Below are 25,364 nucleotides of genomic sequence, written 5' to 3'. Positions count from 1 at the left end.
CCCCGGCCGGGGCCTCGGGGTGCTCGGTCCGCGTCAGCCCCGTACGGGCAGCGGGCTGCGCTGCGAGATCTCCAGGCTGAGGTCCCCGGCGGCCGTGTAGTAGGGCGTGGCCACGAGCTCCATGGAGGGTGCGTCCGGCGCCGGCGCGACCGTGACCGGCTGCCGGGCCGTCGTGTCGAGCCCGTCCGCCCGGCGCCGGCCGAGCCGCACCTCCTGCGTCACGCCCTCGAAGGAGACCGACAGGTACAGGTCCCAGACGCCCGGCGGGAACGGCCGGCCGTCGGCGGTCTGGGCCAGGTTCACCCGGGTCGAGAAGCGGCCCATCGCCCGGGTGTTGCCCTTGGCGTTGGTCAGCGTGTCGTCGCGGCGGGCGGTCACGGAGAAGCTCTGCTCCGCGCCGCTCGCCCGCTCCCGCATCACCACGCGCGTGGCCCGGTCCTTCGTCGACAACTGCTCGAAGAACGCGAAGCCGTCCAGGAGCAGCATCGACCCGTCCCAGGCCACCCGCTGCAACTGGTGAGTGACCGTCATGTCGGCCGTGATGTCGAACAGTGCGTCCGGCAGGACGACCCGGGGATCGCGGAAGAAGGGCAGCGTCGTGTACACCCTGCCGTCCTCGACGGTCTTGCGGACGGCCGGCCGGTCCTTGTCCGCCTCGAAGGCGGCGATCGACTGCGCCTCGGCGGCGTGCCCCAGCGACAGCAGCGCGAACCGCACCGCCAGCATGCGCGGCAGCAGCGCCAGCGCTCCCGGCGCCACCTGGGTCCGCAGGATCTCCACCGCCCCCCACAGCGCCCGTTCGCGCTCCGCCGGGTCCACGTCCTGCGTCAGCAGCGCCTCGGCCGTCGCCCGGCCCAACTCGACCTCCAAGTGCCGGGAGTGCAGCCGGTCGCGGCGCGCGCCCTCCGGGAGCTGGGCGCTGACCAGGGCCAGCATCCGGGAGACCAGCGCGACCCGGTCCGGCAGGTTCGCCGCGCCGGCCGGCGCGGGTCCCCTGAACACGCAGGTGCGGTCGCCGACCACCGACACGTTGTCCGCCGCGATCAACGCGGCGGCGGTGAAGGCCTGGTCGTCGCCGACCGGCATGTCGGTGGGGAAGGCCAGCGCCCGCCGCTGGAGCATGCCGGTGCGGAACAGCTTGTCCGGCGACAGCGACCAGTAGGCGCGCGAGGAGTACACGTCCGTGTGGGACAGGTTCTTGCGGAAGACGGCGGCCGCCTGCCGGTCCCCGCCCTCCGGCTTGCCGAGCACCACGTCGGCCTCGTTGGTGTCGGCCGCCGCGACCATGCGGGCCAGGGCGTCCGGAGCCAGCCGGTCCGACGCCTCCAGGAAGATGACGTAGCGTCCGGCGGCCTGGCTCAGCGCCCAGTTGCGGGCGGCGGCCGGGCTCAGCCCGTGCGCGACCCGCCCGACGCGCAGGAAGCCCGCGTACCGCTGCGCCGCGCGGGCCAGCAGCTCGCCGCTCGCGTCGGTCGAACCGTCGTCCACGGCGATGACGTCGAGCCGGTCGGTGCCGATGGTCTGCGCGGCGAGCGCGTCGAGGGCGGCGTCGAGGAGCGCGGCCTGGTTGCAGACCCGCAGCGCGACCGTCACGTCCCTGATGGAGGCGGCGTGCACGACTGCTGTGTTCATGATGCGTTGATCCTCATCGGTTCGGCGCGGGCCGCCCCGGCCGGGGCCAGGGCATCTCCCCGCTGAGCTCGGGCCACTGCCAGGGCCGGAAGGCGACGTCCGTCGGCTGCTGCGGGAACAGGCCGGGGGCGTGCGCCGTCGAGCCCACGAAGACGTTCACGTGCGAGGTCAGCTGCTGCGCGTCCGGGGTCCCGACGACGTACGTGAACCGGTCGTACCCGGTGAAGCCGGGGGCGGGGGTGTAGGTGGCCCAGCCGTCGTACGACAGCTGGGCGTCCCCGTTGCGCGGCTGCGTCAGGGAGACGGCCGTGCTGCCGGCCGGAGCCGCGGACAGGACGTTCACGGTGCCCGGCCGCCCCGGCTCGGTCTGGACGCGCAGGCCCCGGGCGCCCGGCGGCCGCAGCCGCAGTGCCCCGTCGGAGAGCTTGCCCGTGCGCACGAGCCTGAGCCCGGTCGCGTCCGGGACGCCCACGACGATCTGCGGACGCAGCACGGGCGCGGTGACCTCGGCGAGGAGCCGGACGTGCAGGATGCCCGTGGCGTTCTCCCCCGCGTCGGCCCGCACCCGGAACCAGCGCTGCCGCGGGAAGTACTCCAGCCCCTGGAGGGCCACGATCTCGACGGTGTCCTTCAGCGACGCCTCCAGGAGGTAGGCGCAGCCGCGCGGCGCCCCCTGGTCGGGCGCCACGGACAGGCCGAGCTGGAACGCCTCTCCGGGGACGACGCCGCCCCGAGGGTCGGCGGAGCTGTAGAGGGCCGCGTAGACGGCGCCCAGCGAGGGGTCGTCGCCGAGGGCCCGGCCCCGGCACAGGAGGTTCACGTGCCGTACTCCTCAACTACCGGGGGACATGGACACACGGGACTTGGTGCGGTGGGCGAAGGTCTCCTCGTCCAGCCATCCCATCTCGTCGTACGAGAAGGTGCGGCGGTCGAGGTCCCGGCCCCAGTGGGACGGGATGACGCCCTGCTCCAGCATGCTGCGGGCGATGAAGCGGGCGCACTCGATCGCGCCCTCCGCCCGCAGGTGGACGTTGTCCCCGTCCTGGACGTCGCGCTGGAGGGGTTCGCCCGGCCGCAGGTAGGTGAAGACGCGCTTGGACGCCTCCGGCCCGAGCTCCTCCCACCACTGCAGGCTCTGCCCGTACAGGTCGACGACCGGGACGTGCTCCTCCTCGGCCAGCTGCCGGGCCGCGAGCGGGTAGTCGCCCAGGAACCGGGCCACGTTCCCGTGGGCGTCGATGCGGCGCCGCTCGTACGGCAGCAGGATCACCGGGTGGCCCTGCCGCTCGCGCGCGCCGTGCACGTACGCGGCCATGTGCTCCAGGAAGGTGGAGAACGGCTCGGTGTGCAGCCCGGGGTCGGGCTTCCAGTCCGTCTGGCCGAAGCCGAACAGCAGGTAGTCGCCCGGCTCCATGGTGTCCAGGATCCACTGGAGCCGGCCGCGCTCGCGGAAGCTCTTCGAGCTGGCGCGGGCGCGGGCGCAGTTGACCACCTCGACCGCGTCGGTGAGGAAGAGCGGCAGCGCCTGCGTCCAGCCCGCCATCGGCAGGAAGCTGTACGGGCGGTCGACCGCGTTGGAGCCGCCGGCCACGAAGATCCTGTGGCGCCGGCCCTGCTGTTGCCCGGGTGCGTACGTCATGCCTAGACCTCTTGCTCCTCCGCGGTCTGGGTCAGCACCGACTCCAGAGCCGCTTCGAACGCCGACCGCTGCGCGGGGGAGGAGGTCGGGTCCTGCTTGCGCACGTCGATGACGTGGCCCGTCATCTCGGAGAGCAGGACGTCCAGGGAGCTGAGGGCCACCGACTCGGAGCTCAGCAGGGATCCGGACGGCTCCTGCCCGAAGGCCTTCGTCCGCATCGGGGTGGCGGTCCGCTCGGGGTTCACGCAGTTGACGCGGATGCGGTCGCCGGCCCATTCGTCGGCGAGGGCCTGCGTCAGGTTGACCATGGCGGCCTTGGTGGAGGAGTAGAGGCTGTAGTCGGCGCGGCCTCGCGTGTAGCTGCTGGAGGTGAACAGCAGCAGCTGTCCGCGGGTCTCGCTCAGGTACTTGTACGAGGCCCGGGCGATGTTCACCGGCGCGAGGTAGTTGACCTCCAGCGCCTCGCGGATGGTGTCGTTGTCCGTCTCGTCGAGGCGGCCGACGCGCAGCACGCCCGCGGTGTTCACCACGTAGTCGATGCGGCCGGTCTCGGCGTAGGCGCGGGCCAGCGCCTCCTCCACGTGGTCGAGGTTCTCGACGTGGGTGCCGGTCGTGGAGCGGCCGAGGGCGTAGACGCGGGCCCCGAAGTTCTCGGCGATGCGGGCGATGTCGGCACCGATGCCGTAGGAGCCGCCGAAGACGAGGACGGTCCGCCCGGCCAGCTGCTCGCGGTACGCGGCCTCGCCGGCCTGGGCGGGCGCGGTGTGCGAGGCGAGCTGGAAGAGCTTGTCGGCGATGAAGACGTCGACGGGCTGCGTGACCTTCATGTTGTACTCGTCGCCCCGCACCACGTGCACGGGGACGTCCGGCAGGTACCGGACCACGACGGAGCAGTCGTCGGTGGCCTGGAAGGACGGGTCGTGCTCGGCCCGCTCGTAGGCGGCGCGGATGGTGGAGAGCCGGAAGCCCTGCGGGGTCTGGCCGCGGCGCAGCCGGGAGCGGTCGGGCACCTCCGTGATGAACTCGCCGTCGTCGCCGTGGGTCCGGGTGACGATGACGGTGTCGGAGGACGGGATGGCCACGTCGACGGCCTGGTAGTTCTCCAGGGCCTCGACGCACTCCTTGACCACGCGCTGCGACAGCAGCGGGCGGACCGCGTCGTGGAAGAGGAGGTTGCAGTCCTCGCCGGGCCCCAGGTCCCCGGCCGCCGCGCGGATGGCGATGCGGGTGGTCTCGCTGCGGTCCGAGCCGCCGGCCAGCACCCGGGTCACCTTGCCCAGGCCCGCGCGGTCCACGATGCGCTGGGCCTCGTCCACGTAGGCGGGGGTCATCAGGAGGATGACCTCGTCGACGTCGGGCGCGTTCTCGAACACGTGCAGGGTGTGTTCGAGGATCGGCTTCCCGGCGATCTTCAGCAGCTGCTTGGGTATCTCTAGGCCGATGCGCTGGCCGGTGCCTCCGGCGAGGACGACGGCGATCGTGCGGCGCGGGGTGGAGCTGGAGGACAAGGTCTCCTTCTTCCTGGCATGGGGATGGGGCGAGAGCCGACTGTGGAGATCCGGCTACGCGGGCAGGTGCGCGTCGTCCGGGTACTCCACGGGGAAGTCGAGCAGTCCCCGCCGGTACAGGTTGTTGGCCGCCGCGTTGAAGCGAACCCCGGAGGGCGGGTACTCCTGGCCGAGGAGGTACTCCTTGAGCTGCTCCCGGTAGGGCGTCATGACGTCTTCGTCCGGGTGGAGCATCGCCTCGATGGCGGTGCTCAGGCCGTTGCACTCGGTGTCCAGCAGGTACGAGGCGTAGGCGGTGCGCTGCTCGTTGCGGAACTGGTCGTCGGGAAGCCCGTCCAGGTTGAAGATGGCGTACGGCTTGAGCGTCGCGACGAAGTCGGACACGACGCTCGACATGTCGCCGATGAGCAGGTCGGACTGGTTGAAGCAGTCGTACAGGGCGGGGATGCGCTCGGTCACCACGTGGTGCGCGGAATCCGGCATCGCGTTCCAGTACAGGGTGGCGGCCTGGTTGCGGCTGCGCCGGATGCGGGCGGTCCGCTCCTCCTCGGTGAGGTCGGGGTACTTGGAGCGGACACCGCGCTCGGAGAGGGCGGCGATGCGCTGGTCGATGCGGGCCAGCTTCCTGGCGGCCGCCTTGGAGTCGGTGGCGTTGCGGCCGAAGCGCCGGGCGTTGTCCTCCTGGAGGAGGGTGATGACGCGGCGGTGCGCGGCGGCGGCCTGGGCGGAGCGCGAGCCGGTGAGCGGGTGCGGCTTGTAGATGATCCGGATCTCCTGCTCGTGGTCGAGCAGGGCCTGGATGAGCTTCTCGCCGGCCGGGATGACCGAGGTGTAGCAGGCGTCGTCGGTCCAGCCCTCCCACGTGGGGGCGTAGATGACGGTCGGCAGCGGGCCCGCGACCTTCCCCGACCACCGCTGGAGCGGCATCAGCTGGGGCCTGCCGACCTCGACGATCTGGTTGTGCGTGACGGCGTGCTTGATGCGCTCGTAGCGGTCGCGGCCGGCCCGGCCGGCCACCCAGATCTCGTCGAACACCTTGCTGACGCGGTTGCTGCTGGCGAGCTTGTCGCTGTCGCCGTGGCCGATGAAGACGTGCTTGACCTCGGCGCGCTGGAGCATGTGCACGTTCTTGCCCGCGTTGCCGGGGTAGAGGGCGACGCGCAGCTCGGGCATCTCGATCCGGGCGAGGTTGTCGGCCTTGGGGACGCAGATGACGGGGATGGGCGTCGCGTCCAGGTGGCGCAGGGTGGCCCGCTCGCGCAGCACGATGATGGGCCGCAGGTCCAGCTCCTCCAGGGCCTCCAGCCACATGTTCACCTGGTACATGAAGTCTTTGGAGATGGCGGCGAAGGTGAAGTAGAGCGCCACCTGCGGCCGGTACAGGGCCAACTGGTGGTTCAGTTCGTCGATGGCCTCGTCGTTGGTGGGCAGTTTGAGCGCGTTGCGCGCGTCGGGCACCAGCACCAGCAGGGAGAGGTAGGCCAGGAAGACGGTCGCGATCATGCCGTACGTGACCCAGCGCCAGTTGTCGGTCGCGATGGTGGCGAGGGCGCCGGCCATCAGGGGGACGTCCAGGTGGAGGGTCTTGCGGACGTGCTTGTCGACCAGGAACGGGTGCGGCATGCGGCGGATGCCGAGTGCCTCCAGGTCCAGCCCGCGGGTGGTGAACGGCAGCTCGTTGCGCATCTTGCGGACGTGCTTGAGGAGCGCTCCGTACGCCAGTTGCAGGATGAACAGCAGGAGCAGCCCGATGGTGGTCATCTGGGCCACGAAGGACTCGATGTCGGAGATGGCCCCGCACAGCCCGAGCAGCAGGAACTGCCTGATGAGGAAGCGCATGGTGAGGCCGAAGCGCGAGTCGCGCAGCCGTTCCAGCGTCGTCGACTCGGTGTTGTGCAGGAGCAGGTCGCAGGCGTAGCTGCCGGCCGCGCAGTACGCGAACATCGGGAGTGAGGCGAGGGCTACGGCCGCCAGCATGCCGACGAAGCTGAGAATGAGCCCAGCGGTGATCAAGATGCCAAGAGCGGCCTGGCGTCGCTTGGAGCCCATGGTGGCGGTGCCTCCCCCGTGGAGGTTTGAGAATCTCGTGAAGTGTCGGAGTAGTATAAGCAGCCTTATGGACACCCGGAGAACTCCAGGTGAACCGTAGGCCAATGGTTGAGACGGGCCTGCGGTAAGGGTCACGCAAAGGTCACGGAGCCTACGGCGGTCAAAGGTGCGGGCCGCTCGAATCGTTGACGCCCGTTCAACCGGTGAAGCGATACAGCGTCAGTTCCCGGCGATCTTCGGTTTTCACCGAGAATCCGATGCACAGGGCGGGCCGGCCCCCCGCCATGCTGACGGCCATGCCCTCCGGCTCCCGGTAGGGGAGGTCCGGGGCGACGGTCACGCGCCGACGCCCCTGGGGCTTTCCGGTGCGGACGTCGATCGCCGAAATATAGGTGTTCCCGCCCGACTTCCGCGGATTCTTGCCCTTTTTATCCGTGTACGGGTTGCCGGTCAGTACGTAGACGAAGTCGCCGTGCAAGGCGCAGCCCTGGAACCATTCCTCTTCCTTGACCTGTTCTCCGGCATTCACCACCTGCGGGGAATCCCGGCGTCCGGCAAGGAAATCCGTCATTGGGTATACGGCGAATCGGTGTTCGCGGCCCTTCTCGTGGCTGACCAGGACGCGCCCCCCTGCCAGATCGAGCGAGGGTGCGAGGTCGGAGGCGCCCGGCAGCGGGTCGAAGTGGGCGACCGCCGGGTCCGTGCTGTCCAGGATCGCACCGTCCTTGAAGGGGGTGCGGGCCACGGAGCGGCCGTACCCGTTCTTCGGATCGGCCTTCCCCTCCACCCACAGGAACGTGCGCTTGCCCACCGGTTCGACGCCGAACGAAATGCCGTGTCCGAAACCGCGCAGATACATGTGCCCGGTCACCTTCCCGGCGGCGGTCAGCCGGGTCAGACACATGTCGCCGGCGCTCTTGCGGTCGCCGGCGCTCACCGGCTCGTCCTCGTCGGAGAGGCGGATGCCGCTCTGGAGCGTCTGGAGCGTGTAGATCAGGGCGTTCGTGTCGTCGAAGGCGAACGACTGCGGACCCGTGGTGTTGAAGAGCCCCGTCGGCTCCAGCAGCTCGGCGCCCGAACGGAGGTCGAACGCGCCCACCAGCGGCGGTGTGGCCTCCGGTTCCGTCGGCTCCGCGGGCCGTCGTGCGTCCCGTGCCCAGGCGAGGCCGCCCGCGGTGAGTCCGGCGGTCACGGCGCCGCCGGCGAACAGGAGGGTCCGCCGGCTGACCGCTGTCTGGTTGTCCGCCATGTCCGGCATTCTGTCATCCGGCCCGACCGGCCCCCGCGTCAGCCCCTGGCCAGCACCTTCACCGTACGGCGACGGGCGCCCGCCCCCCGGTGGGGGGACGGACGCCCGGGGGCATTCGCACCGTTGTGCAACGGTATGTCAGGCCAGAACCGGCCGGACCCGCGTCACTCAGGCCGGCACGCTCGCCAGGCCCGGGGCGAGGAACTTCTTGCCGTTCACGCGCTCCGAGACGCCCTCGCGGTCCAGGTACGGCGTGACGCCGCCCAAGTGGAAGGGCCAGCCGGCGCCCGTGATGAGGCAGAGGTCGATGTCCTGGGCCTCGGCCACGACACCCTCCTCCAGCATCAGGCCGATCTCCTGCGCCACCGCGTCCAGGACGCGGTCGCGGACCTGCTCCTCGGTCAGGACGCTGTCGCCCTGGACCAGCAGCGCGGCGACCTCGGGGTCCAGCTCCGGCGCGCCGGAGTCGTAGACGTAGAAGCCGCGCTTGCCGGCCTCGACCACGCGCTTGAGGTTCGGCGAGACGGTGAAGCGCTCCGGGAAGGCGCGGTTCAGGGTCTCGGAGACGTGCAGGCCGATCGCCGGGCCCACGAGCTCCAGCAGCACCAGCGGGGACATCGGCAGGCCGAGCGGCTCGATGGCCTTCTCCGCGGTGGCCACCGGGGTGCCCTCGTCGATGACGTTCTGGATCTCGCCCATGAAGCGGGTCAGGATGCGGTTGACCACGAACGCCGGGGCGTCCTTGGTGAGGACCGCGGTCTTCTTCAGCTTGCGCGCCACGCCGAAGGCCGTGGCCAGCGAGGCGTCGTCGGTCCGCTCGCCGCGGACGATCTCCAGCAGCGGGAGGATCGCGACCGGGTTGAAGAAGTGGAAGCCGACCACGCGCTCGGGGTGTTCGAGCTTCGAGGCCATCTCCGAGACCGACAGCGAGGAGGTGTTGGTGGCGAGGATCGCGTGCGCCGGGGCGACCGCCTCGACCTCCGCGAACACCTTCTGCTTGACGGACATCTCCTCGAACACGGCCTCGATGATGAAGTCCGCGTCCGCGAAGCCCTCGGCCTTGTCCAGGACGCCCGTCACCAGGGCGGTCAGGCGGTTGGCCTTGTCCCGGTTGATGCGGCCCTTGTCGAGCAGCTTGCGGATCTCGGCGTGGACGTAGCCCACACCCTTGTCCACGCGCTCCTGGTCGATGTCGGTGAGGACCACCGGCACCTCCAGGCGGCGCAGGAAGAGCAGCGCCAGCTGCGAGGCCATCAGGCCCGCGCCGACCACGCCGACCTTGGTGACCGGGCGCGCCAGGTTCTTGTCCGGGGCGCCGGCCGGGCGCTTGGCGCGCTTCTGGACCAGGTTGAACGCGTAGATGCCGGAGCGCAGTTCGCCGCCCATGATGAGGTCGGCCAGGGCCGCGTCCTCGGCGTCGAAGCCCTTCTGCAGGTCGCCGTCCTTGGCCGCCTCGATGATCTCCAGCGCGCGGTAGGCGGCCGGGGCCGCGCCGTGCACCTTGGAGTCCGCGATGGCGCGGCCGCGCGCGACCGCCGCGTCCCAGGCCGCGCCCCGGTCCACGTCGGCCCGGACGACCTCGGTGGCGCCGTTCAGGACGTTCGCCGTCCAGAGCAGCGACTGCTCCAGGAAGTCGGCGCCCTCGAACAGGGCGTCCGCGATGCCCAGGTCGAAGACCTGCTTGCCGCGCAGCTGGCGGTTCTGGTTCAGCGAGTTCTCGATGATGACCGAGACCGCGCGGTCCGCGCCGATCAGGTTCGGCAGCAGCGCGCAGCCGCCCCAGCCCGGGACCAGGCCGAGGAAGACCTCGGGCAGCGAGAAGGCCGGGATGGCCTTGGAGACGGTGCGGTAGGTGCAGTGCAGGCCGACCTCGACACCGCCGCCCATCGCCGCGCCGTTGTAGTACGCGAAGGTCGGGACGGTCAGGGCCGACAGCCGCTTGAAGACGTCGTGGCCGCCCTTGCCGATGGCGAGCGCCTCGTCGTGCTTCTTCAGCAGCTCGACGCCCTTGAGGTCGGCGCCGACCGCGAAGATGAACGGCTTGCCGGTGATGCCCGCGCCGACGATGGAGCCCGCGAGGGCCTCCTGCTCGACCTGGTCGACCGCCGCGTTCAGGTTGGCGAGGGACTGCGGGCCGAACGTGGTCGGCTTGGTGTGGTCCAGCCCGTTGTCCAGCGTGACGAGCGCGAAGCGCCCGGCGCCGAACGGCAGGTCGAGGTGGCGGACGTGCGCCTGCGTGACGACCTCGTCCGGGAACAGCTCGGCCGCGCCCTTCAGGAGCTCAGCGGTGGTGCTCACTTGGAGTCTCCCTCGGCGTTGAAGTGCGGGTTCTCCCAGACGACCGTGGCGCCCATGCCGAAGCCGACGCACATGGTGGTCAGGCCGTAGCGGACGTGCGGCTGCTCCTCGAACTGCCGGGCCAGCTGCGTCATCAGGCGCACGCCGGAGGAGGCGAGGGGGTGGCCGAAGGCGATGGCGCCGCCGTACTGGTTGACGCGGGCGTCGTCGTCGGCGATGCCGTAGTGCTCCAGGAAGGCCAGCACCTGCACGGCGAAGGCCTCGTTGATCTCGAACAGGCCGATGTCGTCGATGGTCAGACCGGCCTGCGCGAGCGCCTTCTCGGTCGCCGGGATCGGGCCGTAGCCCATGACCTCCGGCTCCACGCCCGCGAAGGAGTACGCGACCAGGCGCATCTTGACCGGGAGGTTGTTCTCCCGGGCGAAGTCCTCGGAGGCGATGATCGCGGCGGTGGCACCGTCGTTGAGACCGGCGGCGTTGCCCGCGGTGACCCGGCCGTGCGTACGGAACGGGGTCTTCAGGCCGGCCAGGTTCTCCAGCGTGGTGCCCGGGCGCATCGGCTCGTCGGAGGTGACCAGGCCCCAGCCCGTCTCACCGACCTCCGCGTTGGTGTTGCGCACCGAGATCGGGACCAGGTCCTGCTGGATCTTGCCGTCGGCGTACGCCTTGGCGGCCTTCTCCTGCGAGCGCACGGCGTACTCGTCGGCGCGGAGCTTGGTGATCGCCGGGTAGCGGTCGTGCAGGTTCTCCGCGGTCATGCCCATGAACAGGGCGGACTCGTCGACCATCTTCTCGGAGACGAACCGCGGGTTCGGGTCCACGCCCTCGCCCATGGGGTGGCGGCCCATGTGCTCGACGCCGCCGGCGAGGGCGACGTCGTACGCACCGAAGGCCACGCCGCCCGCGACGGCGGTCACGGCGGTCAGCGCGCCGGCGCACATGCGGTCGATCGAGTAGCCCGGCACCGACTGCGGGAGGCCCGCGAGGATGCCGGCCGTACGGCCCAGCGTGAGGCCCTGGTCGCCGATCTGCGTGGTCGCGGCGATGGCGACCTCGTCGATCTTCGCGGGGTCCAGGTCCGGGTTGCGGCGCAGCAGCTCCCGGATCGCCTTCACGACGAGGTCGTCGGCGCGGGTCTCGTGGTAGATGCCCTTCGGGCCCGCCTTGCCGAACGGGGTGCGGACGCCGTCGACGAAGACGACGTCCCTGACGGTACGAGGCACGTTGGCTCTCCTCCAGGTGCGGGTGTGCACTGCTGCGCGGGAGCGCGCCCGGCGGGTGCCGCTGAGCGCGCGCTCACCCGGTTCATGCTACTTGCGGGTAACCCGTGTGCACACCCCCTGCGGGAGGAGCGGTGAAGGTCACACTCGAAAGGGTCGGGGTGTCGTGACCGCGTGACGAAGCCCCCGGCCGGCGGCCGGGGGCTTCGCGGAGGGGAACGGAGCGGAGGGGAGGAGGGGAGCGCGGTCAGGCGGTCGCGGCGAGGGCCGTGACGAGCGCCGGGGTCACCTGCTCGACCTGCCACGGACGGGCGCCGTGTCCCGCGAGGGCCGCGGCGACGGTGTCCGCGTCGATCCGCTGCGGCGGCTCCCAGCACAGCCGGCGCACGGTGTCCGGGGCGATCAGGTTCTCCTGGGGCAGGTTCAGTCCCTCCGCCAGCGTCGACACGGCGGTACGGGCCGCCGACAGCCGGGCCGCGGCGGCCGGGTCCTTGTCGGCCCAGGAGCGCGGCGGGGGCGGGCCGGCCGGGGTGGCGCCGGGCTGCGGCAGCTCGCTCTCGGGCAGGGCCTTGGCCCGGTCCACGGCGGCCATCCACTGCTCCAACTGGCGCCGGCCCATGCGCTGTCCGTAGCCGGGCAGGGCGGACAGGGCGTGCACGTTCGCCGGCAGCGCGAGCGCGGCCTCCACGATCGCGGCGTCGCCCAGCACCTTGCCCGGGGAGACGTCGCGCCGCTGCGCGACCCGGTCGCGCGACTCCCACAGCTCCCGTACGACGGCCATCTGCCGGCGCCGGCGCACCTTGTGCATGCCGGACGTTCGGCGCCACGGGTCCTTGCGCGGCGGGGCCGGGGGAGCGGCGGCGATGGCGTCGAACTCCTGGTGGGCCCAGTCGAGCTTGCCCTGCCGGTCCAGCTCCTTCTCCAGCGCGTCCCGCAGGTCCACCAGCAGCTCGACGTCGAGCGCGGCGTAGCGCAGCCACGGCTCCGGGAGCGGGCGGGTGGACCAGTCGACGGCGGAGTGGCCCTTCTCCAGCGCGTAGCCGAGCACGCTCTCGACCATCGCGCCGAGGCCGACCCGGGGGAAACCGGCGAGCCGGCCGGCCAGCTCGGTGTCGAAGAGGGAGGTCGGCCGCATGCCTATGTCGCGCAGGCAGGGCAGGTCCTGGCTGGCGGCGTGCAGGATCCACTCGGCGTCGGCCAGGGCCTCGCCCAGGGAGGAGAGGTCGGGGCAGCCCACCGGGTCGATCAGTGCGGAGCCGGCGCCCTCCCGGCGCAGCTGCACCAGGTAGGCGCGCTGTCCGTAGCGGTATCCGGAGGCGCGCTCGGCGTCCACGGCGACGGGTCCGGTACCCGCGGCGAACGCCGCGACCACCCGGGCGAGGGACGCCGCGTCGGCGACCACCGGCGGAATGCCCTCGCGGGGTTCGAGCAGGGGGATCGGCGGCCCGTCGGACGGAGCTTCGTCGTCCGGGGGGCCGCCCCCGGTGGTGGTGCGCAGGTCTGCTGCGGTCTCTTGGGCGTCGGTCACCGGTCAAGGGTATCGGTGGATGCGACGCGCCCGTCGCCGGAACGTTCCGTCGACGGGCGCGGGGTGCGGGTGCGGGCGTCTCCCCGGGTTCCCCCGGAGTTCTCCCGGGTTCCTCCGGGCGGGATCAGTGGATGATCCCGGTCCGCAGTGCGACGGCGACCATCCCGGCCCGGTCGCCGGTGCCCAGCTTGCGGGCGATCCGGGCGAGGTGGGACTTGACGGTCAGGGCGGACAGGCCCATCGAGACGCCGATGGCCTTGTTGGACTGGCCCTCCGCGACGAGGCGCAGGACCTCGACCTCGCGGCCGGAGAGCTCGCGGTAGCCGCCCGGGTGGTTCGGGGCGCCCGGGGGGCGGCGGTGCATGCGGGCGGCGGCGGCGCCGATGGGGGCGGCGCCGGGCCGGGTGGGGAGCCCGATGTTCGTCCGCGTGCCGGTGACGACGTAGCCCTTCACTCCGCCCGCGAGGGCGTTGCGGACGGCGCCGATGTCGTCGGCGGCGGACAGGGCCAGCCCGTTGGGCCAGCCCGCGGCGCGGGTCTCGGACAGCAGGGTGAGCCCGGAACCGTCGGGCAGGTGGACGTCGGCCACGCAGATGTCGCGCGGGCTGCCGACGCGGGGGCGGGCCTCCGCGATGGACGAAGCCTCGATCACGTCGCGTACTCCGAGGGCCCACAGATGGCGGGTCACGGTGGAACGGACGCGCGGGTCGGCCACGACGACCATGGCCGTCGGCTTGTTCGGGCGGTAGGCGACCAGGCTTGCGGGCTGCTCGAGAAGAACGGACACCTAGGCCTCCTGGGGGAGTGGCGGGGACGGCCGGCTGGGGGAAGGGAGCCGGTGGGAACGGTGCGGGTGGTCACTCACTCCTTCGGCACGTCACCCGCCCGGCTTTAGGGAATGATCACGATTTGGTGAGTAACAATTCGGGCAATTCGGACGCACGATCGATCATAGGGTGATCAGAAGCCCACAAGGGACAACCCGTTCGGACACTCCGTTGCGGGCTTCGATCGGCCGTACGAGGGGGCGGCCGGCCGGCGCGCACCGCCGCGCCGCCGCCCCGCGGCCCGGGCTACGGGTGGTGCGGGCCGCGGCGCTGTGGCAGGGAGACCACGCCGGTGGCCGTGTCCGTCGGGCCGACCGGCGGCAGGCCGGCGATCTGGCACAGCAGCTCGCACCAGGCCGCCAGGTGCGCCGAGGTGTCGGGCACCCCGCCCGCTCCCTCACGGGGGGTCCACGAGGCCCGGATCTCGATCTGGGTCGCCGGCCGGCGCTCGGACAGCCCGCCGAAGTAGTGCGAGCCGGCCATGGTCACCGTGCCGCTCGCCTCCCCGTACGTGAGCCCCCGCGCGTCCAGCGCCCCCGTCAGCCACGACCAGCACACCTCGGGCAGGAGCGGGTCCGCGGCCATCTCCGGCTCCAGCTCCGCCCGGACCAGCGTCACCAGCCGGAAGGTGCCCTGCCAGGCGTCGTGCCCGGCCGGGTCGTGGAGCAGGATGAGCCGGCCGTCGGCGAGGTCGTCCTCGCCGTCCACGACCGCGGCCTCCAGTGCGTAGGCGTACGGTGCGAGCCTCTGCGGCGGCTTGGTGGGGTCGATCTCGATCCCCGACCGCAGCCGCGCCTTCTTCAAGCCGTCGACCGCCCGCCGGAACGGGAGCGGGACCGGGCTCTCCTTCGCGCCGTCCACACCGTCAGCGCCATCTGAAAATCGTCCCTGAGCCGCAGCCATGCGGGGAAGACTAGGCGGAACGGGCCCCCGTACGGCGCAGGGACACCCGCCCCGGGTCGGGCACTTCGCCTTACGTGCGAAGATTTGGGCCGTGAGCGCCAACCACCGCCCCACGGGCCAGCCGAGTCAGACGTACGATTCCGCCTTCCTGAAGGCCTGCCGGCGAGAGCCGGTCCCGCACACGCCGGTGTGGTTCATGCGGCAGGCGGGGCGCTCGCTGCCGGAGTACCGCAAGCTGCGCGAGGGCACGCAGATGCTGGAGTCCTGCATGCGGCCCGACCTGGTCACCGAGATCACCCTCCAGCCGGTGCGCCGGCACAAGGTGGACGCGGCGATCTTCTTCTCCGACATCGTGGTCCCGCTGAAGGCCATCGGCATCGACCTCGACATCAAGCCCGGCATCGGCCCCGTCGTGGCCCAGCCGATCCGCCGCCGCGAGGACCTCGCACAGCTGCGCGACCTCACTCCCGAGGACGTCGCGTACGTCACCGAGGCGATCGGCATGCTCACGGGTGAACTCGGCGCCACGCCGTTGATCGGCTTCGCGGGCGCGCCGTTCACCCTCGCGAGCTACCTGGTCGAGGGCGGCCCCTCCAAGAACCACGAGCACACCAAGGCCCTGATGTACGGGGACCCCGAGCTCTGGGCCGACCTGCTGGACCGCCTCGCGGAGATCACCGCGGCCTTCCTGAAGGTCCAGATCGAGGCCGGCGTCTCGGCCGTCCAGCTCTTCGACTCGTGGGTCGGCGCGCTGGCCCCCGCCGACTACCGCCGCTCGGTGATGCCCGCCTCGGCGAAGGTCTTCGAGGCCGTCGCCGAGTACGGCGTCCCGCGCATCCACTTCGGCGTGGGCACCGGCGAGCTGCTCGGCCTGATGGGCGAGGCCGGCGCCGACGTCATGGGCGTCGACTGGCGCGTCCCGATGGACGAGGCCGTGCGCCGCGTGGGCCCGGGCAAGGCCCTCCAGGGCAACCTGGACCCCGCCGTGCTCTTCTCGACCCCCGAGGCCGTCGCCGCCAAGACCGACGAGGTCCTCGCCGCCGCCGCCGGCCTGGAGGGCCACGTCTTCAACCTGGGCCACGGCGTCCTGCCCACGACGGACCCCGACGCGCTGACCCGCCTGGTGGAGCACGTCCACACCCGGACGGCCCGCTGACCCGGCCCGTCCGCCCGGCCTGAGGGCCGCCGGGCCCGACGGCCCTCAGGCCCGGCGGCCCCCGCCCTCCGGTACCGGCGGGCGGGGGCCTTCGCGGCGGCCGGTCAGACTCCCGCCGCGCGGACCGCCGAGACCGCCTTGCGGGCCGCGACCAGGACCGGGTCCCAGACCGGGGAGAAGGGCGGGGCGTAGCCCAGGTCCAGCGAGACCATCCGGTCGACCGTCATGCCCGCCGTCAGGGCCACCGCCGCGACGTCCACCCGCTTGGCCGCGCCCTCGCCGCCGACGATCTGGACCCCGAGGAGCCGGCCGGTGCGGCGCTCCGCCAGCATCTTCACCGTCATCTCCACCGCGCCCGGGTAGTAGCCGGCCGTGTTGGTGGAGGTGATGGTGGCGGTCACGAAGCGCAACCCCACGTCCAGGGCGTCCTTCTCGCGCAGCCCGGTCCGGGCGATCTCCAGCTCGCAGACCTTGCTCACCGCCGTGCCGACCACCCCGGGGAAGGTCGCGTAGCCGCCGCCCACGCCCGAGCCGATGACCTGGCCGTGCTTGTTGGCGTGCGTGCCCAGCGGGATGTGCCGGGTGCGGCCCGACACCAGGTCCAGCACCTCCACGCAGTCGCCGCCCGACCAGATGTTCGCGTGCCCGCGCACCCGCATCGACAGGTCCGTCAGCAGCCCGTCCGACGGGCCGAGCGGCAGACCCGCCGCCCGCGCCAGGGCCGTGCGCGGCTCCACGCCCAGACCGAGCACCACCACGTCCGCCGGGTAGGTGTCGCCGGCCGCAGTGACCACCGCGCGCGCCCGGCCCTCCTCGTCGGTCAGCACCTCCGTCACCTCGGCCCGGGAGACGGTCACGATGCCCATCGCGTTCATCGCCCGGTGCACCAGCCCGCCCATGTCCGGGTCCAGGGTGGCCATCGGCTGCTCGCCCCGGTGCAGGACGGTGACCTCGTAGCCGCGCCCGACGAGCGCCTCGGCCATCTCCACGCCGATGTAGCCGGCGCCGACGACGACGGCCCGGCGGCCCGCGGTCCGCTCCAGCGTGTCCATCAGCCGCTGGCCGTCGTCCAGGGTCTGGATGCCGTGCACCCCGTGGGCGCCGATCCCGGGCAGCCGGGGCCGCACCGGGCGGGCGCCGGTGGCCAGGACGAGCTGGTCGTAGCCGGTCCAGGACTCGGACCCCGAGTCCAGGTCCCGGGACCTGACCCGCTGTCCGGGCACGTCCAGCGCGACCACCTCGGTGCGGGTGCGCAGGTCGATGCCGCGGGCCCGGTGCTCCTCGGGCGTACGGGCGATCAGGTCGTCCCGCTCCGGCACCAGGCCGCCGACCCAGTACGGGATCCCGCACGCCGAGTACGAGGTGAAGTGGCCGCGCTCGAACGCGACGATCTCCAGCTCCGCCGGGCCCTTGAGCCGTCGGGCCTGTGACGCCGCGGACATCCCCGCCGCGTCCCCGCCGACCACCACCAGTCGTTCCGTCGCCATCGTCCGCACCGTCCGTCGTCCTCGTCCGTCACCGCCGTCCGGGAACACGCTACGGGCGAAAGCGCGTTCAGCCCTCCTCGGCCGGTCCCGCCCCGGCGCCGCCGGCCGCCGCCCGCCCGGCCGCCACCGGAGGCGCGGCGGGCCCGGTGCGCGGCTTCGCGGGCCGCAGCCTGCGGTGGAGGCGGTGGGCCGCCACCACCAGCGCCGCGGCCAGCGCGAACGGCAGGACGGCCGCCACCGCGAGCACCAGGTAGCGCACGAGCGCGGTGAACACCCTCCAGCCGGAGCCCAGCGCATCGGAGAACCCGGGCGCGTCGGCCCGCTCCGCCCGCGCGGCCGGTTCCACGACGGAGAGGGCGATCGTGCCCAGTGCCGTCTGGTCCTTCAGCGCGTTCTGCTGGGCCTGCAGCGACTCCAGGTCGGCCTGGCGGCGGCTCAGTTCGCCCTCCAGCATGACCACGTCGGCCAGCGCCGAGGCGCGGTCCATCATCTCCCGCACCCGCACCACGCTGGCCCGCTGCGAGGTGACCCGGCTGTCGACGTCCGCGACCTTCTCCGTCACGTCCCGCGCCTCGACCTTGCGCCTCAGGAGCTTCCCGCCGCCCTCCAGCGAGCCGATCACCGCGTCGAACCGCTCGCCCGGCACCCGGAGGGTCAGCGTGGAGGTCAGCCGTCCGTCCTTGCCGCGCTCGGTGGACTCGTCGCCCACGTACCCGCCCGCCCCCTCGGCGGCCGTACGGGCCGCCGCCAGGGCCTGCTGCGGCCGCTCCGTCTCCACGGCGAGCGTCGCGGTGCGGATCACGTGCGGGCGGACGGCCACCGGCGGCTGCCCGCCCGGGGCGCCGGCCGCTCCCGGCGCGGCCGGGCCGGCCGTCGGCGCGCCGGGGGCCGCCGCACCCTCCCGCGGCGCTGCGGCCCCCCGGTCGGCTGCGGCCGGCCCGCTGTCGGCCTTGGAGTCGGCGCCGGCCGAACATCCGGTGAGCGCGAGCGCCCCGGCCAGGGCGAGGGCGGCCAGGGCGGCCGCCGGACGGTGTCCGCGTGAGCTGAGCATGGTGGTGAACCCCCCGGTGCACGGCGGCGGGCGCCCTTCGGCGCCCGCCGCTCCGACTGTCGCCGTTTCGACGTGCGCGACCCCCGCCCGGGTTTCGCCCTCCCGGTTCCGGCCCGGCCTCGATGCGGTCACGGTCCGGCCTCGGCGGGCGGTCTGAGACGATGTGCCCATGCACGAAGCGGACACGCGTACGGACCGGCCGGGCGGCCCCGGAGCCCCCGCCGCCCCCCACGGCCACGTCGTCGTCATCGGCGGCGGCATCGCCGGCCTCGCGGCGGCCCACCGGCTGCTCGCCGACGGGGTCCGCGTCACCCTGCTGGAGGCCGGCCCCCGGCTCGGCGGCAAACTGCGCTCCGGCGAGCTCGCCGGAGCCCCCGTCGACCTCGGCGCCGAATCCGTCCTCGCCCGCCGCCCCGAAGCCGTCGGCCTCGCCCGGGCCGTCGGCCTCGGCGACGCCCTCCAACCCCCCGCCACCGCCACCGCCCACCTCTGGACCCGGGGCGCGCTGCGGCCCATGCCGCGCGGCCACGTCATGGGCGTCCCCGGCGACCCGGCCCCGCTCGCCGCCTCCGGCGTCCTCTCCCCGGAGGGCCTGGCCCGCATCGGGGCCGAACGCGACCTGCCGCCCGCCGAGATCGGCGAGGACGTGGCCGTCGGCGCGTTCGTCGCCGCCCGGCTCGGCCACGAGGTCGTCGACCGGCTGGTGGAACCGCTGCTCGGCGGCGTCTACGCGGGCGACGCCTACCGCATCTCCCTGCGCGCCGCCGTCCCCCAGCTCTTCGCGGCCGCCCGTACGCACGCCCTGCTCGGCGACGCCGTACGGGACGTGCAGCGCCGCGCCGCCCGGCAGCCGCAGGCGGCCGGCCCCGTCTTCGCCGGCATCGACGGCGGGATCGGCCGGCTCCCGGCCGCCGTCGCCGACGCCTGCCGCGCCGCCGGAGCGCGCATCCTGCTCGACACCCCCGCCCGCGAGCTCGTCCGTACGGCCGCCGGAGGATGGCGCGTCGTGGCCGGCGGCGAGGCCATCGACGCCGACGGGGTGATCCTGGCCACCCCGGCCGGACCGGCCGCGCGGCTGCTCGCCGCGCTCGCACCGGCCGCCGCCGCCGAGCTCGACGGGGTCTCCTACGCCTCGATGGCCCTGGTCACCATGGCCTTCCGCACCGCGGACCTGCCCGCCTCCGTCACCGGGGGCGGTGCCAGCGGCTTCCTGGTCCCGCCCGTGGACGGCCGTACGATCAAGGCCTCCACCTTCTCCAGCAACAAGTGGGCCTGGGCGGGCGCCGATCCGGACCTGTTCCTGCTGCGCACCTCCGTGGGCCGGCACGGGGACGAGAAGGACCTGGGCCGTGACGACGCCGACCTCGTCGACGTCTCGCTCGCCGACCTCGGCGAGGCCGTGGGCCTCGCCGCCCGCCCGGTCGCCCGGGCCGTCACGCGCTGGGACGCCGGCCTGCCCCAGTACCCGGTGGGCCACCTGGACCGGGTGGCCCGCATCCGCGCCTCCGTCGCGGCCCTGCCCGGGCTCGCGGTGTGCGGCGCGCTCTACGACGGGGTCGGCATCCCGGCGTGCATCGCGAGCGCGGGCCTGGCCGCGGACGCGGTGACCGCCGCGATCGGCACCCCTGGCTCGGACCACTGATCAGCACACGGGACAATGGACGCATGACTGCACCAGAGAAGATTCCCAACGCGGGGAAGAAGGCGAAGGACCTCAACGAGGTCATCCGCTACACCCTGTGGTCCGTCTTCAAGCTGAAGGACGTCCTGCCCGAGGACCGCACCGGCTACGCCGACGAGGTCCAGGAGCTGTTCGACCAGCTGGCCGCCAAGGACATCACCGTCCGCGGCACCTACGACGTCTCCGGCCTGCGCGCCGACGCGGACGTCATGATCTGGTGGCACGCGGAGACCTCGGACGAGCTGCAGAGCGCGTACAACCTCTTCCGCCGCACCCGGCTGGGCCGCGCGCTGGAGCCGGTGTGGTCGAACATGGCCCTGCACCGCCCGGCCGAGTTCAACAAGTCTCACATCCCGGCCTTCCTGGCCGACGAGAACCCGCGCGACTACGTCAGCGTGTACCCGTTCGTGCGCAGCTACGACTGGTACCTGCTGCCCGACGAGGACCGTCGCCGCATGCTCAAGGACCACGGCATGATGGCCCGCGGCTACCCGGACGTCCGCGCCAACACCGTCGCCTCCTTCTCGCTCGGCGACTACGAGTGGATGCTGGCCTTCGAGGCCGACGAGCTGTACCGCATCGTCGACCTCATGCGTCACCTGCGCGCCTCCGAGGCCCGCATGCACGTCCGTGAAGAGGTGCCCTTCTACACCGGGCGCCGCAAGTCCGTCGCCGATCTGGTGGCCGGGCTCGCCTGATACCTCCCCTGGGGGGACGGACCGGAGGACCGACCGCTTCCTCCGGTGATCGGGAGGCCCAGCCCCCGAATCGACGCAGCCGGAGCCCCCGCCCGGAAGTTCAGACCACCGGCGGCGGCAGTGCCCCACGGGCACGCGCCGCCCGGTCGTCCAGCGACACCGGTGCGGGCTCCGGATGCGGCGCACACGTGACACGCCACCCCGAGGTGTCACCCTTCAGCAGGTACCGCTCCACATGGCGGTCCACGCACGCGTTGCGCCCCCCGACCACCCCGTGGCTGCCGGACCCCTCCTCCGTGACCAGCGCGGCCTCGCCGCCCAGGCGCCGCTGGAGCTCCAGCGCCCCCCGGTACGGAGTGGCCCCGTCGCGTTCCGCCGCCACGACGAGCGTCCGGGGCAGCCGGGGCCCCGCCGCCGGCGGGGGCCCCACGGGGTCGGGGCGCTGCCGGTCGCGCACCGGCCAGTACGCGCACGGCAGGTTCAGGAACGTGTTGGCCCAGGCCTCGAAGGGGGCCGTGCGGGCCAGTTCGGTGGTGTCGCGGTCCCAGGTCTCCCAGTCGGCGGGCCAGGGCGCGTCGTTGCACAGCACCGCCGTGTAGACCGCCGCCGCGTTCTCCGCCTCCGCCGCGGGCGCCGCAGCCGGGTCCGGGGCCGCCTGGCCGGCCAGCGGGTCCGGGTCGCCGCGCAGGAACGCGGCGAGGGCCGCGGCCCGCTCCGGCCACACGTCGTCGTAGTAGGCGGCCTGGAGGTAGGCGGCCTGGAGTTCGCCCGTCCCGACGACGCCGCCCGCCGGCGTACGGGCCACGGCGGCGCGGACGCGCTCGTAACTCGCGCCCACGGCCTCGGGGGTGGCGCCGAGGCCGTAGACGTCGTGGTGGCGGGCCGTCCAGGAGCGGAAGTCGTACCAGCGCCGCTCGAAGGCGGGCCCCTGGGCGAGGTTGTCGCGGTACCAGACGCGGCCCGGGTCGGGGTCGACCGCCGAGTCCAGGACCATCCGCCGGACCCGGTCGGGATGGCGGGCGGCGTAGACCGCGCCGAGGTACGTGCCGTACGAGGAGCCCAGGAAGTTCAGCTTCCGCTCGCCGAGCGCGGCCCGCAGCACGTGCAGGTCGCGGACGTTGTTCAGGGTCGTGTACTGGGCGAGGGCGGCCCCGGCCCGCTCCGCGCACCCCCGGCCGTAGGCCCGGGCCGCCTCGACGCGCTGCCGCTTGTACGCGGCGGAGGGCCGCACCGGCACCTGGGTGGGGCCCTGGGCGCGCACCGCGGGGTCCTGGCAGGACAGCGGGGCGGAGCGGCCGACGCCGCGCGGGGCGTAGCCGACGAGGTCGTACGCGGCGGAGATCCGCTCCCAGCCGGCCAGCCCGGCGACGAGCGGGAAGTACATGCCGGAGGCGCCGGGGCCGCCGGGGTTGTGGACCAGGGCGCCCTGCCGGGCGGCGCCGCGGGCGCCGGTGGCGCGGGCCCGGCTGACGGTGAGGGGGATCAGCGGGCCGCCGGGGCGGGCGTAGTCGAGCGGGACGCGCAGCGTCGCGCACTCGACGGGGTCGGGCAGCCGCTCGACGGCGGGGCACGGCCCGAAGCGGAGCCGGTCCCCGTCCCGTCCAGGTGCGGCGGCGGCCCCGGCCGCGCGGCGGGCGGCGCGTTCGGCACCGGCGTCCGCGGCCGACTCCGCCGCGGCGGTGGCGGGCGCCGGGACGTCGCGGGTCGCGGCGCGGGCGACGCCCGGCGCGCACGGGGCGAGACAGAGCGCCACCGCGAGGGCCGCGCGCGCCAGCGGCACCGGGCGGGAGGTGCGGGTGGCGGGCGTCGTGCGCACGGCGGTCCCTTCGACTGGTCCGAAGGTCCGATCAGATGCCGGGACCGGGCCGCTGTAAAGGATCATCGGCCGGTGTCGGCCCCCGTGGCCCCGTTGCCGCGCGATCCGCCCCCGGTTGCCGTACCCCGCCGCCGTGCCCGGCCGCCACCACCCGCCCGCGCCGCACGGCCGCAGCCCTACCCCGACGACCCGCAGCCGGACCCGCCGCAGCCGGAGCCCCCGGAGCAGCTCGACCCGCCGGAGCCGCCGCACCCGCCGCCCGAGGAGCCGCAGTTCGAGCCCGAGGCGCAACTGCCCGAACCGCAGCCCGATCCGCCCCCGCCCCCGTCGCTGCCCGCGCACCAGAACACCGGGACGAGCCCGACGGCGGCGGCTCCGTGGACGGAGTCCGAGGCGGAGGAGGCGCGCCCGCCCCGCGTCCCGCGCGCGCGGGCCTGCGCCGCGGCCAGCCGGGTGCTGCGCGCGGCGGCCGTCAACTGCTCGCGCAGGTACGGGTCGCGCAGGCCGCGCGGCCCGAACAGCGCCGTCTGCACGTACGGACCCTGCTCGCCCGGGTACGCGGCGCGCACCCGGCGCAGCTCCCGCGCCCCGGCCGGGGTCAGCCGGTTGCGGGCCCGGGTCGCGCACACCCGGCCGGCGACGATCCCGAGCACCAGGACGGGCAGCACCTCCACGGCGAACGGCACCTGGGGGCCGGGCCGCACCAGGTACGCGAAGAAACTGACGGGCAGCGACAGCAGCACCAGGAGCACGCACACCACGATCTGGGCCAGACCCCACCGCCGCCAGGTCCGCCCGGCGCCGGGCGGGGCGAGCAGGCCGCGCGCGGCCAGTGCGTCACCGGTCCGCTGCACGGCCGGGTCCAGCATGGCGGCGTACCGCACCTGGTAGAGCCAGCCGGACGGGGCCGCGCCGTACGCCTGGAGCACGGCCCGCTCGGCGGGGCCGGCCGCCCGCGCCCCGGGCCGTACGTGCACGATCCCGGGACCGCCGACGGCCAGCCGGCCGTCGCCCAGCAGGGCGACCAGCGCGGTGTCCACCATCCCGCCGGGCCCGCCCGACAGGAACGCGGCCTCGGACAGATCGTGGACGCCGCCGCCCGCACCCGCGCCCACCGGGCGGCGGCTGCGGCGCACGCCGGCCCCGAGCAGCACGCAGGAGGTGAGGACGCCGACCCAGACGGCGAGGGCGAGGAGGTTCACGCGGCCCTCCCCAGCAGGGCGCGGAGCCGGCGCAGGGGACCGCGGAGCGGGCGCGCCCCGGCCCGCTCCCGCCACCACGCGGTGAGCCGGCGGCGGGCGGCCGGGTCGGCCGGCAGGTCCCGGACCAGCAGGTGCTCGGCGAAGGCCAGCGCGTCCCGGCGGTACCCGGAGGCCATCGGGCGCCCCTTGGCGTACGCGGCGAACGCCGCGCGGTACGGGGCCGGGCCGCCCAGGATGCCGGGCAGTTCGGGGGCCGTCCTGGCCACCACCCCGGCCCGCTTGGCGACCAGGGCGCGGGCCTGCACGGCCATCCGCCGCCGGTCGAAGCCCTCGGGGACGGGGGTCCCGGCGACCAGGGCCGACAGCACGGCGGCCTGCCCGATCCCCAGCCGGGTGCGCACCTCCTCCCCGACCGCGGCGGCGGGCAGCCCGCCGTCCGCCGGGCGCACCGGGGCCGGTGCGGCGGTCGGTCGGCGGTCGGTCGGTCGGCCGGTGGGCGTCAGGGCCGTGCGGATGGCCGTCAGCTCGCCCGCGAGCTCCGCCTCCGGCGGGAAGTCGTCGTCCCGTTCCAGCAGGACGCCGGGCGGGTCCACCCGCGAGCGCAGCGCGGCCAGCAGGTCGAGCACCACCGGCGGCACGGGGTGCGCGTGGGTGTCGTGCCAGACGCCGTCGCGTTCCACACCGCCCGCGACGTGCACGTACGCCAGCGCCTCCAGCGGGACCGCGTCGAGCACGGCCGCCGGGTCCTCGCCCCGGTTGACCCGGTTGGTGTGCAGGTTGGCCACGTCGACGAGCAGCCGTACGCCGGTCCGCTCGACCAGCTCCGTCAGGAACTGCCCCTCCGTCAGCTCCTCGCCCGGCCACGAGATCAGTGCGGCGATGTTCTCCAGCGCCAGCGGCACGGGCAGCGCGTCCTGCGCGATGCGCACGTTCTCGCACAGCACGTCCAGCGCGTCGCGGGTGCGCGGCACCGGCAGCAGGTGACCCGCCTCCAGCGCGGGGGAGGTGGTGCGGACGAAGGCGATGTGCTCGCTGACCAGCGGCGACCCCAGCGCCAGCGCCCGCTCGCCCAGCGCCGCCAGCTTCGCCGGATCGGGCCGGTCGGCGCCACCGAGGCCGAGCGAGACCCCGTGCGGCACGACCCGTACGCCGCGCTCGCGCAACCGCAGCAGCTCGGCGGGGAGATGGCCCGGGCAGATGTTCTCGGCCACCACCTCGACCCAGTCCAGCCCGGGCAGCCGCCCGACGGCCTCCGCGATCTCCGGGCGCCAGCCGATGCCCGTCCCCAGGCGTGCCATGGGCTCCATGTCCCCCGCCCCCTCTCTGCGAACCTGTCCGGGAGTGATGGCCCCGACGGAGTCGGGCCAACCGCCGGGAGGGACGTTCAGAGCAACATTTGAGGTTCCGCCCCCACCCGAAC

The 25,364-nt window shown here is 73.8% G+C and carries 19 protein-coding genes; 3 read left to right on the top strand and 16 right to left on the bottom strand.

All coding sequences use genetic code 11. The features are described from left to right. Positions 1-33: 33 nt before the first annotated feature. The 11 genes from CP968_RS08230 to CP968_RS08180 all read right to left on the bottom strand — a co-directional run bounded on the left by CP968_RS08230 (position 34) and on the right by CP968_RS08180 (position 14,853). Positions 34-1,632 carry a glycosyltransferase gene (locus CP968_RS08230; protein WP_150517371.1) on the bottom strand — a complete coding sequence of 533 codons (1,599 nt, stop codon included), beginning with the start codon at positions 1,630-1,632 and terminating at the stop codon, positions 34-36. Positions 1,633-1,645: 13 nt separating this feature from the next. Next, positions 1,646-2,452, bottom strand: coding sequence for an Ig-like domain-containing protein (locus tag CP968_RS08225; protein WP_150517370.1), 807 nt, complete (start codon positions 2,450-2,452; stop codon positions 1,646-1,648). A 12-nt stretch (positions 2,453-2,464) separates the two neighbouring features. Beyond that, positions 2,465-3,271 (bottom strand): rhamnogalacturonan acetylesterase, encoded by an 807-nt coding sequence (locus CP968_RS08220; protein ID WP_150517369.1) that lies wholly within the window; start codon positions 3,269-3,271, stop codon positions 2,465-2,467. 2 nt (positions 3,272-3,273) lie between these two features. Next, complete coding sequence (locus CP968_RS08215) at positions 3,274-4,779, bottom strand: bifunctional cytidylyltransferase/SDR family oxidoreductase (protein WP_150517368.1); 1,506 nt, start codon at positions 4,777-4,779, stop codon at positions 3,274-3,276. A 54-nt stretch (positions 4,780-4,833) separates the two neighbouring features. Then, positions 4,834-6,756 (bottom strand): hypothetical protein, encoded by a 1,923-nt coding sequence (locus CP968_RS08210; RefSeq protein ID WP_229886182.1) that lies wholly within the window; start codon positions 6,754-6,756, stop codon positions 4,834-4,836. Positions 6,757-7,024: 268 nt separating this feature from the next. After that, positions 7,025-7,927 carry a phage baseplate protein gene (locus tag CP968_RS08205; protein ID WP_150517366.1) on the bottom strand — a complete coding sequence of 301 codons (903 nt, stop codon included), beginning with the start codon at positions 7,925-7,927 and terminating at the stop codon, positions 7,025-7,027. 318 nt (positions 7,928-8,245) lie between these two features. Next, positions 8,246-10,375 (bottom strand): 3-hydroxyacyl-CoA dehydrogenase NAD-binding domain-containing protein, encoded by a 2,130-nt coding sequence (locus tag CP968_RS08200; protein ID WP_150517365.1) that lies wholly within the window; start codon positions 10,373-10,375, stop codon positions 8,246-8,248. After that, on the bottom strand, positions 10,372-11,598 hold the full coding sequence (locus CP968_RS08195) for a thiolase family protein (RefSeq protein WP_150517364.1): 1,227 nt from the start codon (positions 11,596-11,598) through the stop codon (positions 10,372-10,374). Before CP968_RS08195 ends, CP968_RS08200 begins: the two co-directional genes overlap by 4 nt. A gap of 244 nt (positions 11,599-11,842) precedes the next feature. Then, a complete protein-coding gene (locus tag CP968_RS08190) occupies positions 11,843-13,123 on the bottom strand; it encodes a ribonuclease D (protein WP_150517363.1) in 1,281 nt (426 codons plus the stop codon). Positions 13,124-13,247: 124 nt separating this feature from the next. Then, positions 13,248-13,910: a helix-turn-helix transcriptional regulator gene (locus CP968_RS08185; protein ID WP_150517362.1), complete on the bottom strand. Its 663-nt coding sequence runs from the start codon at positions 13,908-13,910 to the stop codon at positions 13,248-13,250. A 286-nt stretch (positions 13,911-14,196) separates the two neighbouring features. Further along, complete coding sequence (locus CP968_RS08180; protein WP_150517361.1) at positions 14,197-14,853, bottom strand: DUF3000 domain-containing protein; 657 nt, start codon at positions 14,851-14,853, stop codon at positions 14,197-14,199. 91 nt (positions 14,854-14,944) lie between these two features. Between CP968_RS08180 and hemE the strand changes: the two genes are divergently transcribed. Continuing rightward, positions 14,945-16,009 carry a uroporphyrinogen decarboxylase gene (hemE, locus tag CP968_RS08175; RefSeq protein ID WP_150517360.1) on the top strand — a complete coding sequence of 355 codons (1,065 nt, stop codon included), beginning with the start codon at positions 14,945-14,947 and terminating at the stop codon, positions 16,007-16,009. A gap of 104 nt (positions 16,010-16,113) precedes the next feature. Here hemE and CP968_RS08170 read toward each other — a convergent pair whose 3' ends face one another. Further along, positions 16,114-17,496, bottom strand: a complete 1,383-nt coding sequence (locus tag CP968_RS08170; RefSeq protein ID WP_150517359.1) for an FAD-dependent oxidoreductase — start codon at positions 17,494-17,496, stop codon at positions 16,114-16,116. A 67-nt stretch (positions 17,497-17,563) separates the two neighbouring features. After that, the gene (locus CP968_RS08165) at positions 17,564-18,547 is read right to left on the bottom strand and encodes a DUF4349 domain-containing protein (RefSeq protein ID WP_150517358.1); all 984 of its coding nucleotides are present in this window, start codon (positions 18,545-18,547) and stop codon (positions 17,564-17,566) included. Positions 18,548-18,716: 169 nt separating this feature from the next. Here CP968_RS08165 and hemG point away from each other — a divergent pair, with 169 nt between their 5' ends. Beyond that, positions 18,717-20,189 (top strand): protoporphyrinogen oxidase, encoded by a 1,473-nt coding sequence (gene hemG, locus CP968_RS08160; protein ID WP_150517357.1) that lies wholly within the window; start codon positions 18,717-18,719, stop codon positions 20,187-20,189. Positions 20,190-20,212: 23 nt separating this feature from the next. Next, positions 20,213-20,926, top strand: coding sequence for a hydrogen peroxide-dependent heme synthase (gene hemQ / locus CP968_RS08155; RefSeq protein WP_150517356.1), 714 nt, complete (start codon positions 20,213-20,215; stop codon positions 20,924-20,926). 100 nt (positions 20,927-21,026) lie between these two features. Here the strand turns inward: hemQ and CP968_RS08150 are convergent, their stop codons facing one another. The 3 genes from CP968_RS08150 to CP968_RS08140 all read right to left on the bottom strand — a co-directional run bounded on the left by CP968_RS08150 (position 21,027) and on the right by CP968_RS08140 (position 25,242). Beyond that, positions 21,027-22,742 carry an alpha/beta fold hydrolase gene (locus CP968_RS08150; protein ID WP_229886185.1) on the bottom strand — a complete coding sequence of 572 codons (1,716 nt, stop codon included), beginning with the start codon at positions 22,740-22,742 and terminating at the stop codon, positions 21,027-21,029. Positions 22,743-22,918: 176 nt separating this feature from the next. Further along, positions 22,919-23,944, bottom strand: a complete 1,026-nt coding sequence (locus tag CP968_RS08145; RefSeq protein ID WP_229886187.1) for a TIGR04222 domain-containing membrane protein — start codon at positions 23,942-23,944, stop codon at positions 22,919-22,921. Beyond that, positions 23,941-25,242, bottom strand: a complete 1,302-nt coding sequence (locus CP968_RS08140; protein ID WP_150521806.1) for an MbnB/TglH/ChrH family RiPP precursor modification enzyme — start codon at positions 25,240-25,242, stop codon at positions 23,941-23,943. Before CP968_RS08140 ends, CP968_RS08145 begins: the two co-directional genes overlap by 4 nt. Positions 25,243-25,364 lie beyond the last annotated feature (122 nt).

This window comes from Streptomyces subrutilus, from assembly GCF_008704535.1.
Taxonomy (GTDB): Bacteria; Actinomycetota; Actinomycetes; order Streptomycetales; family Streptomycetaceae; genus Streptomyces; species Streptomyces subrutilus.
This window is presented reverse-complemented; position numbering and strand designations above follow the sequence as displayed.